The 14,480-nt window shown below is 48.7% G+C and carries 12 protein-coding genes, 1 tRNA gene and 2 rRNA genes; 1 reads left to right on the forward strand and 14 read right to left on the reverse strand.

Features of this window, described 5'->3' with window-relative positions; all coding sequences use genetic code 11:
* Positions 1-12 precede the first annotated feature (12 nt).
* Positions 13-1,911, reverse strand: a complete 1,899-nt coding sequence (locus DFP94_RS23560; RefSeq protein ID WP_114498924.1) for an ATP-binding protein — start codon at positions 1,909-1,911, stop codon at positions 13-15.
* 334 nt (positions 1,912-2,245) lie between these two features.
* On the opposite strand from DFP94_RS23560, the gene tadA reads away from it, so the two are divergent.
* Positions 2,246-2,740 carry a tRNA adenosine(34) deaminase TadA gene (gene tadA / locus DFP94_RS23565; protein ID WP_114498925.1) on the forward strand — a complete coding sequence of 165 codons (495 nt, stop codon included), beginning with the start codon at positions 2,246-2,248 and terminating at the stop codon, positions 2,738-2,740.
* A gap of 91 nt (positions 2,741-2,831) precedes the next feature.
* Here tadA and DFP94_RS23570 read toward each other — a convergent pair whose 3' ends face one another.
* From DFP94_RS23570 to DFP94_RS23630, 13 genes are all read right to left on the reverse strand, one after another.
* Positions 2,832-3,905 (reverse strand): DUF6612 family protein, encoded by a 1,074-nt coding sequence (locus tag DFP94_RS23570; RefSeq protein WP_114498926.1) that lies wholly within the window; start codon positions 3,903-3,905, stop codon positions 2,832-2,834.
* Between the two features lie 97 nt (positions 3,906-4,002).
* Complete coding sequence (locus tag DFP94_RS23575) at positions 4,003-4,830, reverse strand: YitT family protein (protein WP_114498937.1); 828 nt, start codon at positions 4,828-4,830, stop codon at positions 4,003-4,005.
* Between the two features lie 378 nt (positions 4,831-5,208).
* A complete protein-coding gene (locus DFP94_RS23580; RefSeq protein WP_114498927.1) occupies positions 5,209-5,355 on the reverse strand; it encodes a small acid-soluble spore protein P in 147 nt (48 codons plus the stop codon).
* Between the two features lie 145 nt (positions 5,356-5,500).
* A tRNA-Ser gene (locus DFP94_RS23585) sits at positions 5,501-5,589 on the reverse strand.
* Positions 5,590-5,650: 61 nt separating this feature from the next.
* A complete protein-coding gene (gene serS, locus DFP94_RS23590; protein WP_114498928.1) occupies positions 5,651-6,934 on the reverse strand; it encodes a serine--tRNA ligase in 1,284 nt (427 codons plus the stop codon).
* Between the two features lie 148 nt (positions 6,935-7,082).
* The gene (gene pdxT, locus DFP94_RS23595) at positions 7,083-7,667 is read right to left on the reverse strand and encodes a pyridoxal 5'-phosphate synthase glutaminase subunit PdxT (protein ID WP_114498929.1); all 585 of its coding nucleotides are present in this window, start codon (positions 7,665-7,667) and stop codon (positions 7,083-7,085) included.
* A gap of 73 nt (positions 7,668-7,740) precedes the next feature.
* Positions 7,741-8,622, reverse strand: coding sequence for a pyridoxal 5'-phosphate synthase lyase subunit PdxS (gene pdxS / locus DFP94_RS23600; RefSeq protein WP_114498930.1), 882 nt, complete (start codon positions 8,620-8,622; stop codon positions 7,741-7,743).
* 86 nt (positions 8,623-8,708) lie between these two features.
* Complete coding sequence (locus tag DFP94_RS23605) at positions 8,709-10,133, reverse strand: D-alanyl-D-alanine carboxypeptidase family protein (protein ID WP_114498938.1); 1,425 nt, start codon at positions 10,131-10,133, stop codon at positions 8,709-8,711.
* A 110-nt stretch (positions 10,134-10,243) separates the two neighbouring features.
* Entirely contained in the window at positions 10,244-11,701 is a 1,458-nt protein-coding gene (gene guaB, locus DFP94_RS23610) for an IMP dehydrogenase (RefSeq protein WP_114498931.1), read from the reverse strand.
* Positions 11,702-12,024: 323 nt separating this feature from the next.
* Positions 12,025-12,621 (reverse strand): ATP-dependent Clp endopeptidase proteolytic subunit ClpP, encoded by a 597-nt coding sequence (gene clpP, locus DFP94_RS23615; protein ID WP_114498932.1) that lies wholly within the window; start codon positions 12,619-12,621, stop codon positions 12,025-12,027.
* A gap of 17 nt (positions 12,622-12,638) precedes the next feature.
* On the reverse strand, positions 12,639-13,466 hold the full coding sequence (locus DFP94_RS23620) for an RNA polymerase sigma factor (RefSeq protein WP_181873275.1): 828 nt from the start codon (positions 13,464-13,466) through the stop codon (positions 12,639-12,641).
* A gap of 593 nt (positions 13,467-14,059) precedes the next feature.
* Positions 14,060-14,176: ribosomal RNA gene (gene rrf / locus DFP94_RS23625) — 5S ribosomal RNA — on the reverse strand.
* A gap of 209 nt (positions 14,177-14,385) precedes the next feature.
* Positions 14,386-14,480: ribosomal RNA gene (locus tag DFP94_RS23630) — 23S ribosomal RNA — on the reverse strand; the annotation flags it as partial.

A 14,480-nucleotide genomic window follows, 5' to 3' on the forward strand; every position in this document is an offset into this window, starting at 1 on the left:
CATTGTCACCCTTCACGCTAAACTCTTCTTTGTCGTTACATCTTCCGGCTTGTTTATCTCGGTCACTCTAGGCAGGGTAATGGTCACGACGGTACCTTTTCCAACCTCGCTATCGATGGTCATCTTTCCTTTATGCCCCTCGATAATACGTTGGGTTACCATTAAACCAAGACCGGTACCTTTCTCCTTATTGGTATAAAACGGTTCTCCGAGCCGCTCCAATCTTTCTTTGGGAATACCTTCGCCTTCGTCTATGACCTGAATAACGGCTTCACGCCCATTGTCTTCCGTTAAGCTAAGCGTGATCTTGCCTCCGTATGGCATAGCTTCCATCGCATTTTTCAGCACATTGATGAACACCTGCTTGAGTTGGTTCTCTTCACAGTGTACCAGAATAGGCGACGACGAGAAATGGGCTTGGAATTCAATGTTATGTAAGTGAGCCTCACTGTCCAGTAAGGAGATGACATCCCCCAAAGTAAACCGGACATCCTTGATTTCAAACAGCACCGCTTGAGGCTTGGCCAGAATCAAAAACTCGCTGACGATCAGATTAATCCGGTCCAGCTCAGATAACATAATGTCCGTATGCATTTGATTGATACTTTTGGTCCGCTGTTGCATCTGCAGAAACCCGCGGAGCGTAGTGAGCGGATTACGGATTTCATGGGCGACCCCGGCGGCCAGCTGTCCGACCGTCGTTAATTTTTCTGAACGGCGAAGCAGCTCCTCCATTTTATTATGCTCGGTCATATCCCTGGAAATGCTTATAAAAGCGACGATTAACCCAGCTTCATCATACACCGGCGATTCGCTGATGCTCACATGCACCTCAGAGCCGTCTTTGCGTAAACGTACCGTTTCCGTCAGGACAAAAGGACGGTTTCGCCAAATTTCCTTGGACCATCCTTCCCGTTCATCACTCAAAAATGGCGGAATGAATTCCAGCCTCGAACCGACGATCTCTTCGCTGCTCCAGCCGAACAGTTCTTCGAAGGCCGTATTGACCCGTAAGACGTTGCCGTCCAGATCGGTCACGTGAATCGCATCTGCCGTCTGGTTAATGATGGACTCCAAGTGTTCTTTCATCAGTTGATTCTCTTCGTTCTTTCGCCTTAGCACCGTCATATAATGCCCTATACTGTCGGCCATGGTGTCGATTTGCTGTGCCAATTGACCCAGCTCGTCCTTCCTGTACAGCTCCATCCGGGTATCGAAATCGCCGGCGGATAGGCTGCTGATTTTCATCAAAATATGCTGAACCGGCCGGATCAGCTTTCCGGCTAATATATAACTGGTAAAGATGACAATTTGCAGTAAAACGATGGATATGGATAATTGGCTTAACATATGCTTCGAAATAGCCGATGAGATCGGTTCATAACTTGATATGATCCGGATTACATAAGGCTCCTTATACTGCGGTTGAATCGGAATAAAACTGTCCAGAACCCGCTTGCCGTCGATTTCCGTTTCATAGAGCAGAGTCGCTCCCTTTTGCAAAGCCAACCGGGCCCTGCTGACGATGAGCGGGTCATTTTTGTATTGATATGTTCCAAAAATCAAAGTTTGATCCTGTTCGAACCTCGCGGGGCTGATCCCCGTAATCTCAAGCAAATTGTCGTTGGCCCGCATCGACTCTTGGGTTATATTCTCCGGACTTGTCATCCTGAGCGTCTCTTCAATAAAATCCCGGGTGTTTGTCGGGTCCGTTCCATTCTTGATATATTCGTATACCGAGCGGCTCTGTTCGACAGCCAAAGCGATTTGCTTGGCGGTCACCATCATATTCGCTTCACTGTCTTTTCGCAAATTATCCCGGGTCGTAAAAAAACTAAGAACCGTATTTATAGAGAGAAGCGTTACTGCAAAAGCAGTCATGATTAAAGAAAGTCTGATTTTTATCGACAAATGGCTCCTCCCCCCTTCAGCAAACTTGGGGATATTTGGAATGATTCGACACTACCCTCATCATACCTGTAACGACAAGTTTTGCAAAGACGTTGAATTTCCCAGATACATTCCCTACAATAAGAAAAAATACCTATTTATTATCTTCATCCCGTGAAAACGAAAATAGTTGTGCACAAATTATTAACATACCAACAACTCCAAAGTAGGATATGTGAATAAGAATGGGGATAAAACCGGGGTTGTCCACAGTGTTGTCCACAACATGTTAAGAACGAATATTTGTTCGTCGGACAACCTGTGCCGTAACTTTCCAAAGGAGACTAATTATCTTATGCCATTACCTTTTATTCCGGAGCCTCCTCCTTCCACGCAATCCCATGAATATTGGATGCAAGAGGCTATCCGTGAAGCCTATAAGGCGGAAGCCATCGGAGAAGTGCCTATCGGCGCGGTGATCGTCTTGGGCGATCAAATCGTCGGACGAGGCCACAATTTAAGGGAAAGCTCCAAAGACGGTACAGCGCACGCCGAAATGATCGCCATTCGCGAAGCAAGCGAGACGCTGGAGGCTTGGCGGCTACTCCATTGCCGGTTGTACGTCACGTTGGAACCGTGCCCGATGTGTTCCGGCGCGATCGTCCAGTGCCGCATTCCGCTTGTCGTTTATGGAGCTCCCGACCCGAAGGCCGGCTGCGCCGGAACGCTCATGAACCTGCTGCAAGAGCCCCGGTTTAACCACCGTACGGAAATTGTACCGGGCGTGCTGCAGGACGAGTGCGCTTCTCTGCTTACTCAGTTTTTCCGAAAACTGCGCAAAAAGAGTTAACCCCGCCATTCAACGATACGATAGCAGGTAAACAACAAGAACCCGTGTGAATCACTAAGATTCACACGGGTTCTTGAGTTAGGGCTAGAGATTAGTAGCCAAGACCGCCCATTTCTGCTTCGAATTCCTCCATCGTAATGGTATCCGTAGGAATACCGATGGTAAATGCCGGCTTTTCATTGATTTTGCTGAACGTGCTCGTCATTTGCAACGCCAGCTTCACCTTTTCATTCGTTTCCGGATCGTTGATTTCCACGTCCGCATTCACATCGGAATAAGAAGGATAGTTATTTTTATCGATAGCCGTATTCACAGTAAACTTATTGATCTTCAAATAATTCTTCATTTCGTCCAACGCCTTACCGAGCTCATCCTGGTTGCCTGCTTGCAATTCTTTCTTGAACTCTTCGATATCCGTAGGCTCCAGGTTCAGCATCGTACGATATTCCTCTTTGCCGATAATATCGAGCACTTTCGGAAGTGCCTTATTGATCAGGATCGTTAAGGCTTCCTTAACATTGTCGTTGGTGACGTTAAACTGAACGACTTGCTTCGCTTTGTACCCATCCGGGAGTTCTATATCTTTCGGCTCTACATTTTTGAAATAAGTAGCCGAATCGTACTCCGCAAGTATCGCGCTGGATACTTCTCCTGCGAGCTTTTGCGATTTTTCAGGGTTGAACATATCCGGGTTAAATTCTTCGCCGCTCTGTTCAGCCAATTCCTTCAAGTCCATGACCAGGAACTTCCCAACGACGCTCTCCGGCATCGGCAGGAACGGGATGTTCGGAATTTTGACGTACATTTTCTCTTTGGTCATTACAAATGGAATCGTAATTGTCGTAGACATATCGCCGGTCAATTTTACTTCCAGCGTAGCCTCCGTTTGCATCGGATCCTTCTGATAAATCTGGTTCACATTGATTTCCGCATTCTTCAACATGGAGAACACGGCGCCGATTTCCGCGTTTGCGGAAGCTCCGGCATCAAAAGTCAGATCCACGATTTTAATTTGATTCGTAGCAACGTATGAATCCATTTTAAGCGCCTGAATCGCGGCGCTCCCCAGCGCCTCTTTAGGCTCTTTTTTGGCATTACAGCCGGACAGCACCAGAACTACCGACATCAGCAACACCAAAGTTGACATATAAAGCTTTCTTGACATTAAAGACTCCTCTCCGTCCTAAAAAGACATGCAAAAGTACAAACCCTTCCATATCATAAACCATTTTCATGTAAGCGGAAACCCATTTCAGAAAATTTTAGTGAATTGCATTTTTCTTGAAACGTCCGCCTTTCACATCATGGATATTTCCTACAGCCAAAAATGCATTTTCATCAAAATGGTTTACAATTTCCTTGAGCTTGGCTTCCTCCAGGCGAGTAACCACGCAAAAAATCACTTTTTTCGGATCGCCGGAAAAACCGCCTTCACCGGACAAATAAGTAACGCTGCGACCTAACCGGTTTACAATGGCAGCGCCGATTTCATCGATCTGATCGCTAATGATCCATGCCGATTTCGACTCGTTCAAACCGTCTACGACGATATCTATCGTCTTAAAAGCGATATAATAGGCCAGCAGGGAGAATAATGCCCGTTCCCATCCGAATACAAATCCAGCGCTCAGCAGAATGAAAAAGTTAAAGAACATAATAATTTCTCCGACGGAGAACGGGGACTTGCGTGAAATGAGAATGGCCACGATCTCGGTACCGTCCAGCGAACCACCGAACCGGATTACAATCCCTGTACCCAAACCGAGCAAAATACCGCCAAATACGAATGCCAACAAAGTATCCGTAACGAACGGATCCACGGGATGAAGCAGGGCTGTGCCGACAGACATGACCGTAATGCCAACCAGCGTGGATATGGCAAAGGTTTTACCGATTTGCTTGTAACCGACAATCAGAAAAGGGAGGTTAAAGAGGAACAGAAAAATACCTAACGGTAAATGGGACAAATAGGAGGACATGACAGATATGCCGGTAACCCCGCCGTCCGTAATCTTGTTAGGAACAAGAAACAGCTCAAGAGCGACAGAAACCAAGATGGCACCGATAACTATAAAGATAAATCTGAGCATAATGCTGCCCAAACTCTTTTTTTTGTGCTGGCGTGGTTCGGTCTTAACAAAGCTTTCCGGAGAAGGGATGTTAGTTTCTACAAAATTCAATCGCATCACGATCCTTTCAGAATATGGTTCGTTTTTCTCCATCTCCCCATTTCGCTTTGAACATCGGTTATTAAGTTTGCCCTATCTTTATTATGACATTTTATGAGCTTTGTGTCTTGCTTTATTCAAAATTGGTATAATATTAGTCCACATTGCAGGCAAGCTCCGCTGTTGACCGCCGATTTGCGAGAATTCGAGAGCACATCAAAAAAGCCCGGCATTAATCATACCGGGGGATCACAATAAACCGCATTTTATTAAACAAAAAAAGAAGAGGCGATCAGAGATTCAGCTTCCTTGGGGATTGTTATGGCTTACATGATTCCGGTTTTTTACCTTTTTGGAACCGGAAAGCGGCTCCGCCCCTCCATGTCCTTGTTCTCTTTGCACATCCGGCTGGGTTCCGGGCGTGATGTACGTTTTCGGTTTGGTCATCAGGGATTCCCCCTTCCAGTGAAATGTACCGCTTATGTTAGACTGCAACAATAAAGACTTCTTTATTCAGAGAAACTGTATTGGTCTTATGGCGCCGGATAACGCAAAAAAAGAGGACGATGATCGCCCTCTTAATGGATATGTATGGCGGAGAGGATGGGATTCGAACCCATGTGGGCTTGCACCCTAACGGTTTTCAAGACCGCCCCGTTATGACCGCTTCGGTACCTCTCCAAAGATGAATCTGATTCGCGTAACAAATCAGATTCTATCACAGACAAGAAATGTAATCAAGTTATTTTCGCTTGGCAATTACTTGCAAATTGCCCATATATGGACGCAGCACTTCCGGAATTTCCACACTGCCGTCTTCGAGTTGATAATTTTCTAAAATGGCAGCTACCGTACGGCCTACGGCAAGCCCCGATCCATTTAGCGTATGCACGAATTCCGGCTTGGATTTCGGCTCGGGACGGAAGCGGATGTTCGCTCGGCGGGCCTGGAAATCCTCTACGTTCGAGCACGAAGAGATTTCACGGTAAACGCCGCTCTCCGGCAGCCAAACCTCGAGGTCGTAGGTTTTTGCGGCCGTAAAGCCAAGATCGCCCGTACACAGCGCCAGCACACGGTATGGCAGATTCAGCAATTGCAATACCCGCTCCGCGTCAGCTGTCATCTTTTCCAACTCGTCATACGAGGTCTCGGGATGAACGATTTTGATCATCTCGACTTTGTTGAACTGGTGCTGACGGATCAGCCCCCGCGTATCGCGGCCTGCCGCACCGGCTTCGGAACGGAAGCAGGAACTGTAAGCTACATAATTATGCGGCAAATCTTCCGCAGCCAAAATCTCGTCACGATGATAGTTCGTAACAGGGACCTCAGCGGTTGGGATCAGATAATAGTCACTCTCGGTCAGTTTAAACAAATCTTCCTCAAACTTTGGCAACTGGCCTGTTCCATACAGGCTGTCCCGGTTCACGATATATGGAGGCAGCATTTCCTCATATCCATGCTCGGTGCTGTGCAGGTCCATCATGAAACTGATGAGAGCCCGCTCCAGCCGCGCTCCCAGTCCCTTGTAAAAAGTAAACCGCGAGCCCGTAACCTTGGCACCGGCTTCAAAATCCAGAATGCCCAGTTCACCGGCAATGTCCCAATGCGCTTTTGGCGTAAAGTTAAACGTTCTTGGCTCACTCCAACGGCGAACCTCCACATTCTCTTCCTCCGAGGCGCCCACAGGTACAGTGCTGCTAGGAATGTTCGGAATATTCAGCGTCAATTCATCGATTTTTGCCTCAAGCTCACGGACTTCATCGTCCAATTGCTTAATCCGGTCGCCTACCTCACGCATCTCTGTGATCAGTTCATCGGCGTTTTCCTTGTTTTTCTTCCGCTGGGCCACTTCAGCCGACACGGTATTGCGGCGGTTTTTAAGACTCTCGCTCTCTTGAAGCAACTCCCGGCGTTTTTCGTCCAGCTCCGGAAAATTCGAGATCAGAGCAAGCGATTTTCCCCGGTTCTTCAGCGCCTCTTCGACACGCGCATAATCATTTCGCAATATTTTAACATCCAACATGGGTATTCCCTCCTAGAATCATCCCGTGGCAGCCGTGCCGGCTCATGAAGCTTGACCATGACCCCCGGGATCGCCGGAAAACTTATCTTCCTATTAGAAAGAAAACAACCTTAACCCTTGGATAAGAGTCAAGGTGTCTCTTATGGCCTTACTTTACGGCCGCATCATTACTCTTAATCATTTCTAAAAAGTAGGCATGCAGCGAATAATCGTCCGTCAACTCCGGATGAAAGGATGAAACAAGCAAGTGCCCTTGGCGGGCTGTTACGATCTCATCCTTATAAGTCGACAACACTTCGACGCCTTCGCCGACCCCCGTGATGAGCGGGGCACGGATAAATACGGCGCGCAGCGGTTCGCTAAGCCCTTTCACCTCAAGATCGGTCTCAAAGCTCTCCCGCTGGCGTCCAAATGCGTTGCGGGAAACCTTGATATCCATCAACCCGAGGTGGGCTTCTTCTCCGCCTTCAATTCCCTTGGCCATGACGATCAGTCCGGCACAAGTTCCAAAGACCGGCTTGCCATGGCTGGCGAAGGCACGGATAGCATCGATAAACTCATATTTCCGCATCAGTTTCCCGATGGTCGTGCTTTCCCCGCCGGGAATAATCAAGCCGTCAAGCTCATCCAGCTGTCCGGCATGCTTTACGGTGACGCCTTCGGCCCCAGCGCTCTCAATGCTTCGTATATGCTCCGCTACAGCGCCCTGCAGCGCCAATACGCCTACCTTCATCGTCTACCCTTCTTTCCCCATGCCCAGCTGTCTGTACTTGTATTAAGGCATTGCAGCCTGTCTCAACCGATGCTTACCAGCCGCGATCTGACATCCGCTCGGCGGCGGTCAACTTCGAAATTTCGATGCCTTTCATCGGCGTACCCAAATTTTTGGACACTTCGGCAATCAGTTTATAATCGGTATAATGCGTTGTAGCTTCCACGATCGCACGGGCGAATTTTTCCGGGCTATCGGATTTGAAAATCCCGGAACCTACAAATACGCCGTCCGCTCCAAGATGCATCATCAGGGCAGCATCCGCCGGCGTCGCGACCCCGCCCGCCGCAAAATTGACGACCGGCAACTTGCCGTTCTCGTGCACTTCTAGCAGCAGATCATAGGCTACGCCCAGGTTTTTGGCTTCCGCGTACAGTTCGTCCTTCGACATGTTCTGCACCTTGCGGAGTTGGCTATTGATCAAACGCATGTGACGAACCGCTTCAACAATATTTCCCGTTCCAGGCTCGCCCTTGGTACGGATCATGGATGCGCCCTCGCTGATCCGGCGCAACGCTTCGCCGAGGTCCTTCGCTCCGCATACGAAAGGGACGGTAAAATCACGTTTATCGATATGGAACACTTCATCTGCGGGGGTCAAGACTTCGCTCTCATCCAGATAGTCTACCCCGAGAGATTCCAGAACTTTCGCTTCGACATAATGCCCGATCCGCGCTTTGGCCATCACGGGAATGGATACAACCTTCATAACCTCTTCGACAATTGTAGGGTCCGCCATGCGGGCTACGCCGCCTGCTGCACGAATATCTGAAGGAACCCGTTCCAAAGCCATAACGGCGGTCGCCCCGGCCGCTTCGGCGATTTTTGCTTGTTCGGCATTCATAACGTCCATGATTACGCCGCCTTTTTGCATCTCAGCCATGCCTCTTTTTACTCGCGATGTTCCTGTTTCCATGTCCCTGCCTCCCGATAATAATCTAACTTGATATTTTACAATATTGTCCTTAAATATACAACTCGTATGCTCGGGATTGATCCTTGCTAGAAGAGGTTTTTAATGCCGTTGAACAAATCCCGGAAGAAATCTCCGATCGCACGCATCAGCAGTTTGAACCATCCGGCTTTCTCGACATCCTCGGTTGTGATCAGGTTCACCTTTTTCTCCAGCGTCTGATTCATTCCGTCAGGCTTGAACGAGTACGTCACCGTCCCTACCTTGGTTCCTTGTTTTAACGGCGCCGTCAGGGTTTCACTCGTCAACTCTACTTTGGCTTGAACCGTGCTCACGTCTGCGCCTTTAGGAATTACAAAACTTACTCCCTCATCGCTAACGACGGGCACGGAAGTATTTTTGGCTTTATTGACCGTTACGGTCTCGGTACCGGCTACCGTTGATTTCGGAGGAATGATTTGCTTCGCCTCAAAGTTATTGAAGCCGTAGTCCAGAACCTTACGGGTTTCTACAAAACGGGCCTTATCTGTGGCTGTTCCCATAACTACGCTAATTAAACGCATGCCGTTTCGTTCGGCCGTACCGGTGAAGCAATTGCCTGCGTTGCTCGTATGGCCCGTCTTAAGACCGTCGAGTCCTTCGTAAGCAAACTGCTTAAAGTTCGTTACATTCTTATTCGCTTCAAGCATCCAGTTATAGTTTACGATCGGTTTGGCATCGCGCTCCCGGAATTGATAGGTTTGAAGCGACGTAAAATCGGAAAAATCCGGGTGGTCCGTTACGATATACTTGGCAAGGATGGCCGCGTCCATTGCCGACATGACCGTTTCTTGGCCACCCGGCGTCTGAAATCCTTCCGGCATATCCTTGATATCCAAGCCGGTCGAGTTCGCGAAATGCGCGGTTTTCATGCCCATCCGTTGGGCTTCGTCATTCATCATCTTTACAAACGCCTGCTCCGAACCGGCCACATACTCAGCCAAGGCTACGGTAGCGTCATTGGCGGAACCGACCGCCATGGCGATGTACAACTCTTTTATAGTATGTTGATCCCCTTCCGCAAGAAAAATCCGGGAACCGATTGTTTTAGCTGCATTCTTTTGGACAGTCACTACATCATCCCATCCGAATTTCCCCTGCTTGACGAGATCCGCCACGATATATTCCGTCATCATTTTCGTCATGCTTGCCGGAGGCAAGGGCTCGTCACCATTAATGTTAAGAAGGACCTGTCCCGATACCGGCTCCAGCAAAATAGCCGAGCTTACTTTCAGATCGAGTTCTTTAGCGGTAGGGATTTTAACGGCTCCCGTTTGCTGGGATGCAGGTTTGGTTGAAGTTGTCGTAGACTTCGTTTGCTCCCCCTCCGCCAGCGCCAGCGCCGGAACCAGAGAGAAGCACAGCATATTCAGCAACAGAACGGAAGCCACGCCTTTGCGGAGGTAATTCCGTTTTGATTTTGAAGTTGTGCGTTGTTTTTTCTTCAGTTTCAATGTTCTTAAAGCTCCTCTCATATTCTCGTTCATTTGCTTTATCTATTCTATCACAGGGCCTACTGCAAAAAAAGACAAGCAGGGTGATTTCCACCCTGCTTGAATTGGTATATGTTGGGCGCCGCTTCTTCTTAGAGAGAATAGTTCGGAGCTTCCTTCGTAATTTGTACGTCATGCGGATGGCTTTCCCGAAGTCCAGCCCCGGTAATCCGGACAAACTGCGTATCATTGCGCAACTCGTCCAAAGTTTTAGTTCCGCAATATCCCATGCCGGAACGCAATCCGCCGATCAATTGGGTAATGGTATCGGAGAGCGGCCCTTTGTACGCCACACGTCCTTCGATCCCTTCCGGAACAAGCTTCTTATCGTCATCCTGGAAGTACCGGTCCTTGCTGCCTTGCTTCATGGCAGCCAGGGAACCCATCCCTCTATATACTTTATAGCGGCGGCCTTGATAAATTTCCGAGTCCCCGGGGCTTTCCTCGGTACCCGCAAACAAGCTGCCCAGCATGACCGCATGGGCACCGGCGGCGATTGCCTTCGTAATTTCACCGGAGTATTTAATGCCGCCATCCGCGATAATCGGCACCCCGTATTCACGGGCTACCGTTGCGCAATCATATACGGCCGTAATTTGCGGAACGCCGATCCCGGCAATAACGCGGGTCGTACAAATCGAACCCGGTCCGATCCCGACTTTCACGACCGAAGCTCCCGCTTCGATCAAAGCACGGGTTGCTTCCCCGGTCGCCACATTGCCAGCAATAATTGTGAGCTCCGGGTAACGTTTACGCAGTTCGGCAACAGCTTCCAGAATATTAATATGATGTCCGTGAGCCGAATCTACCGTAATCACGTCTACACCGGCGTTTACCAATGCTTCCGTCCGTTCAAAAGTATCTTTGGAAATCCCGACAGCCGCACCCACAAGCAATCTGCCTTGGGCATCCTTGGCTGCGTTAGGGAATTGAATGGCTTTTTCGATATCTTTAATAGTGATAAGGCCTTTTAGTACATTACTTTCATCCACCAAAGGCAGTTTCTCGATTTTGTGTTTTTGAAGAATCACTTCGGCTTCCTGCAGGGTTGTCCCAACCGATGCGGTAACCAGGTTTTCGTGAGTCATGACCTCGCTGATTTTGATGCTGTAATCATGTACAAAACGCAAGTCGCGGTTGGTCAAAATCCCGATCAGTTTATTCTCCTCATCCACGATCGGTACACCGGAGATCCGGAATTTACCCATTACGACTTCAGCATCGGAGACAAGGTGGTCAGCCGACAGAGAGAACGGATTCGTAATAACGCCGCTTTCCGAACGCTTCACCCGATCCACTTCTTCCGCTTGTTGCTCAATCGGCATATTTTTGTGAATAATCCCGATACCGCCTTCACGTGCCATAGCAATCGCCAGGGCCGCTTCCGTTACCGTATCCATCCCTGCGCTGATCAATGGCAGATTCAGCTTCACTTTGTCGCTCAGTCTCGTGGACACGTCCACCTCTTTTGGCAATACTTCCGACTTGCGGGGAACGAGCAATACATCGTCAAATGTAAGGCCTTCCTTGTCAAATTTACTTTCCCACACCTTTGGTTTTCCTCCTTGTTTTTGATCGGGTCCGGTCTATTTCCCTTATAAATCAAGGCCGAATTCATACTTACGAAAATATATTATTGCCATCTTAGCAAAGGGCCTATGGGCTGTCAAGGATAAGCGTGTGGAAAAACCAATCGCCTTTTCAGTGCGAACGAATGTCTTTGGGACATGTACAACATAGGTTACAACGCGGATTTATTTGAAAATATTACTTCCCTAAACCGTCACGTTCCATTCTTGCCGATTTGGTTGAACACACAAAAACCGCCGTCCTTAAGGACAACGGTTTTTGTTGTGGACACAGGCTGGCTCGCTTATTTCACAGCTCTTGAGCTATAAATTACCTGGTCGAGAATCCCATAGTCTTTCGCTTCTTCGGCGGACAAAAAATAATCGCGGTCCATATCCCGTGCAATCCGCTCGATTGGCTGCCCGGTTCGTTCCGCGGCGATTTCATTCAGCCGCTCTCTTATCCGGATAATCCGTTTGGCGCTGATTTCGATGTCGCTGGCCTGGCCCTGAGTTCCTCCATGCGGCTGGTGAATCATAATTTCGCTGTTCGGCAGTGCAAATCGCTTCCCCTTTGCTCCGGACATCAACAGCATTGCCGCAAACGAGGCGGCCATACCGGAGCAGATGGTTTGAACATCCGGTTTAACATATTGCATCGTATCGTAAATCGCAAAGCCTGCCGAAGTCGAACCACCCGGACTGTTAATGTAAAAGTGGATATCCTTTTCAGAATCCTCCGCGGCAAGTAACAACATTTGCGCTGTAATGCTGTTCGCAACCTGATCATCGATGGCCGAGCCCAGAAATACGATCCTGTCTTTCAACAAACGCGAGTAAATGTCATAGGACCGTTCCCCGTGTCCGGTTTGCTCAATTACATATGGAATTACTGTACTCATACAAACACCTCCATTGATTAGGCGGCCAATTGCATAGAGAGATTCCGGATCGTTGTCTGGTGGGAAGCTGTCCGTGAACGGTCACTCCGGCGATGTGCATTCAAAACGGATACGACTGCATCCTTCGTTACTCCGTCATTCATCAGCATAATCATAGCCGCCGTATTTTGCTGGCGGAAAGCCTCAACATAGGCATAGGTCGTCAACTCATCCGCTTCCGTTATGACCTCGCTATTTCCCTCGGGCTCATGCCGTCCATTAGATTTGGAAGTTGACCTTGAACCAGGCTCTGACATGTCTGCCTTCAGATTCTGCTGACTATCTCCGACACTCACCATCGCCTTCAACTTTGTACGGGCCCGGTGTAAAGCAGCTTTCACTGCTCCTTCGGTGGAATTGACAAGCACGGCCGCTTCCTCAGCAGTATATTTTAAAATATCGACCAGCAGCAGTGCGGTTCGCTGTACAGGAGCCAAATTCTGAACCAAAGTTTCCATGGCCGCCCATATCTCTATAGAGCTAACCTCCTGCGTCTGAATGTCGTCTTCCAAAGACTGGCGTACGGTAGACACCACTTTCTTGCGGGTCCGATCGATCCACGCATTGCGTGCCACGCGATACAAATAGGCCTGTGTAATTCGCTCCCCTTGAACTCCTCCAAGCAAAGCGGACCACACTTTGAGCCAGGTATCCTGCACCAGATCATCCCCCTCCCACGGAGAGCCGGCCAGGGAACGACAATACTGCCGAAGAGCCTGCTGATGCTTTCCAACCCATTCTGCCATGTCCGTCAGCTTCTTCTCAGTCCCCGTCGTCGACTGGCCATCCATTTGCTCCTTGCGCATCTTGGCACACCTCCTGAAGATCATGACACTCTATATTTGATCTCATTGTTATAAACGAAAAAATGATTCCTGTAGATACGGTACGACATACAATATTTAATTTCAAGCGTGAGGTTGAATGGGGGAGGCCAAACTGGCACAGTTTTGGGGGCCATGTACCTTGTATCTTGGGTCCGGGGTGCTAGTGCTAGTATGGTTACTGATACCGGTTCTATTACTGCACTGATACTAATAATGGTTTCGTTACCTGCTCCGATACTACCAGGTTAACGCCTAATTCCCATAAATCCGCTCTAACTCTCGTGCTCCTGCCTAATTCACTTATGTCTGCCTAATTAACTGGATTTCCTACAGTTAATTTTGCCGAGATCGGCTGCCAGAGTAAGTTAGATGGAAAACCTCCATCTAATTTTGCGCTTTTCCTCTAAAATGGCTCAAACCCTCCGAATTAGCTACAGGTTTTCCAGTTAATTGTCTCAAAAGAGCTAATTCTTCGAAATTAGCTGTAGGTTTTCCAGTAAGGTTGGCACCTGTTGACACCTTATATAACAAAAGAGCACCACCGAGGTTATCGGCAGTGCTCTTTCTTCGTTGCTTGGCGGCGTCCTACTCTCCCAGGACCCTTCGGTCCAAGTACCATCGGCGCTGGAGGGCTTAACGGTCGTGTTCGGGATGGGTACGCGTGGAACCCCTCCGCCATCGCCACCAAACATGATTTTTCGAAGCTTTCGCTTCTCGAAATCGCTGCGAGAAAATATCAAACCTTATAAAAGGCATGCAGCTTAGTTCAGATGTTTTGATCACCTGAAAACTGGATACGAAACGTGAATTTGCGTGTTAGCCCTTACTGGGTTTCCCGGGCTCCCCGAAAAGTAATCGGAATTACCTTCGAAGCCTCGCGTCACTTTTTGGGGTGTTTTTGGATAAGCCCTCGACCGATTAGTACCTGTCAGCTCCATACATTGCTGTACTTCCACCTCAGGCCTATCAACCTCGTCGTCTTCAAGGGGTCTT

It is taken from the genome of Fontibacillus phaseoli (assembly GCF_003337355.1).
Lineage (GTDB): Bacteria > Bacillota > Bacilli > Paenibacillales > Paenibacillaceae > Fontibacillus > Fontibacillus phaseoli.

Coding starts and splice junctions, on each gene's coding strand:
- tadA (WP_114498925.1), top strand. CDS start 2,246: ATGCCATTACCTTTTATTCCGGAGCCTCCTCCTTCCACGCAATCCCAT.
- DFP94_RS23570 (WP_114498926.1), bottom strand. CDS start 3,905: ATGTCAAGAAAGCTTTATATGTCAACTTTGGTGTTGCTGATGTCGGTA.
- DFP94_RS23575 (WP_114498937.1), bottom strand. CDS start 4,830: ATGCTCAGATTTATCTTTATAGTTATCGGTGCCATCTTGGTTTCTGTC.
- DFP94_RS23580 (WP_114498927.1), bottom strand. CDS start 5,355: ATGACCAAACCGAAAACGTACATCACGCCCGGAACCCAGCCGGATGTG.
- serS (WP_114498928.1), bottom strand. CDS start 6,934: ATGTTGGATGTTAAAATATTGCGAAATGATTATGCGCGTGTCGAAGAG.
- pdxT (WP_114498929.1), bottom strand. CDS start 7,667: ATGAAGGTAGGCGTATTGGCGCTGCAGGGCGCTGTAGCGGAGCATATA.
- pdxS (WP_114498930.1), bottom strand. CDS start 8,622: ATGGAAACAGGAACATCGCGAGTAAAAAGAGGCATGGCTGAGATGCAA.
- DFP94_RS23605 (WP_114498938.1), bottom strand. CDS start 10,133: ATGAGAGGAGCTTTAAGAACATTGAAACTGAAGAAAAAACAACGCACA.
- clpP (WP_114498932.1), bottom strand. CDS start 12,621: ATGAGTACAGTAATTCCATATGTAATTGAGCAAACCGGACACGGGGAA.
- DFP94_RS23620 (WP_181873275.1), bottom strand. CDS start 13,466: ATGCGCAAGGAGCAAATGGATGGCCAGTCGACGACGGGGACTGAGAAG.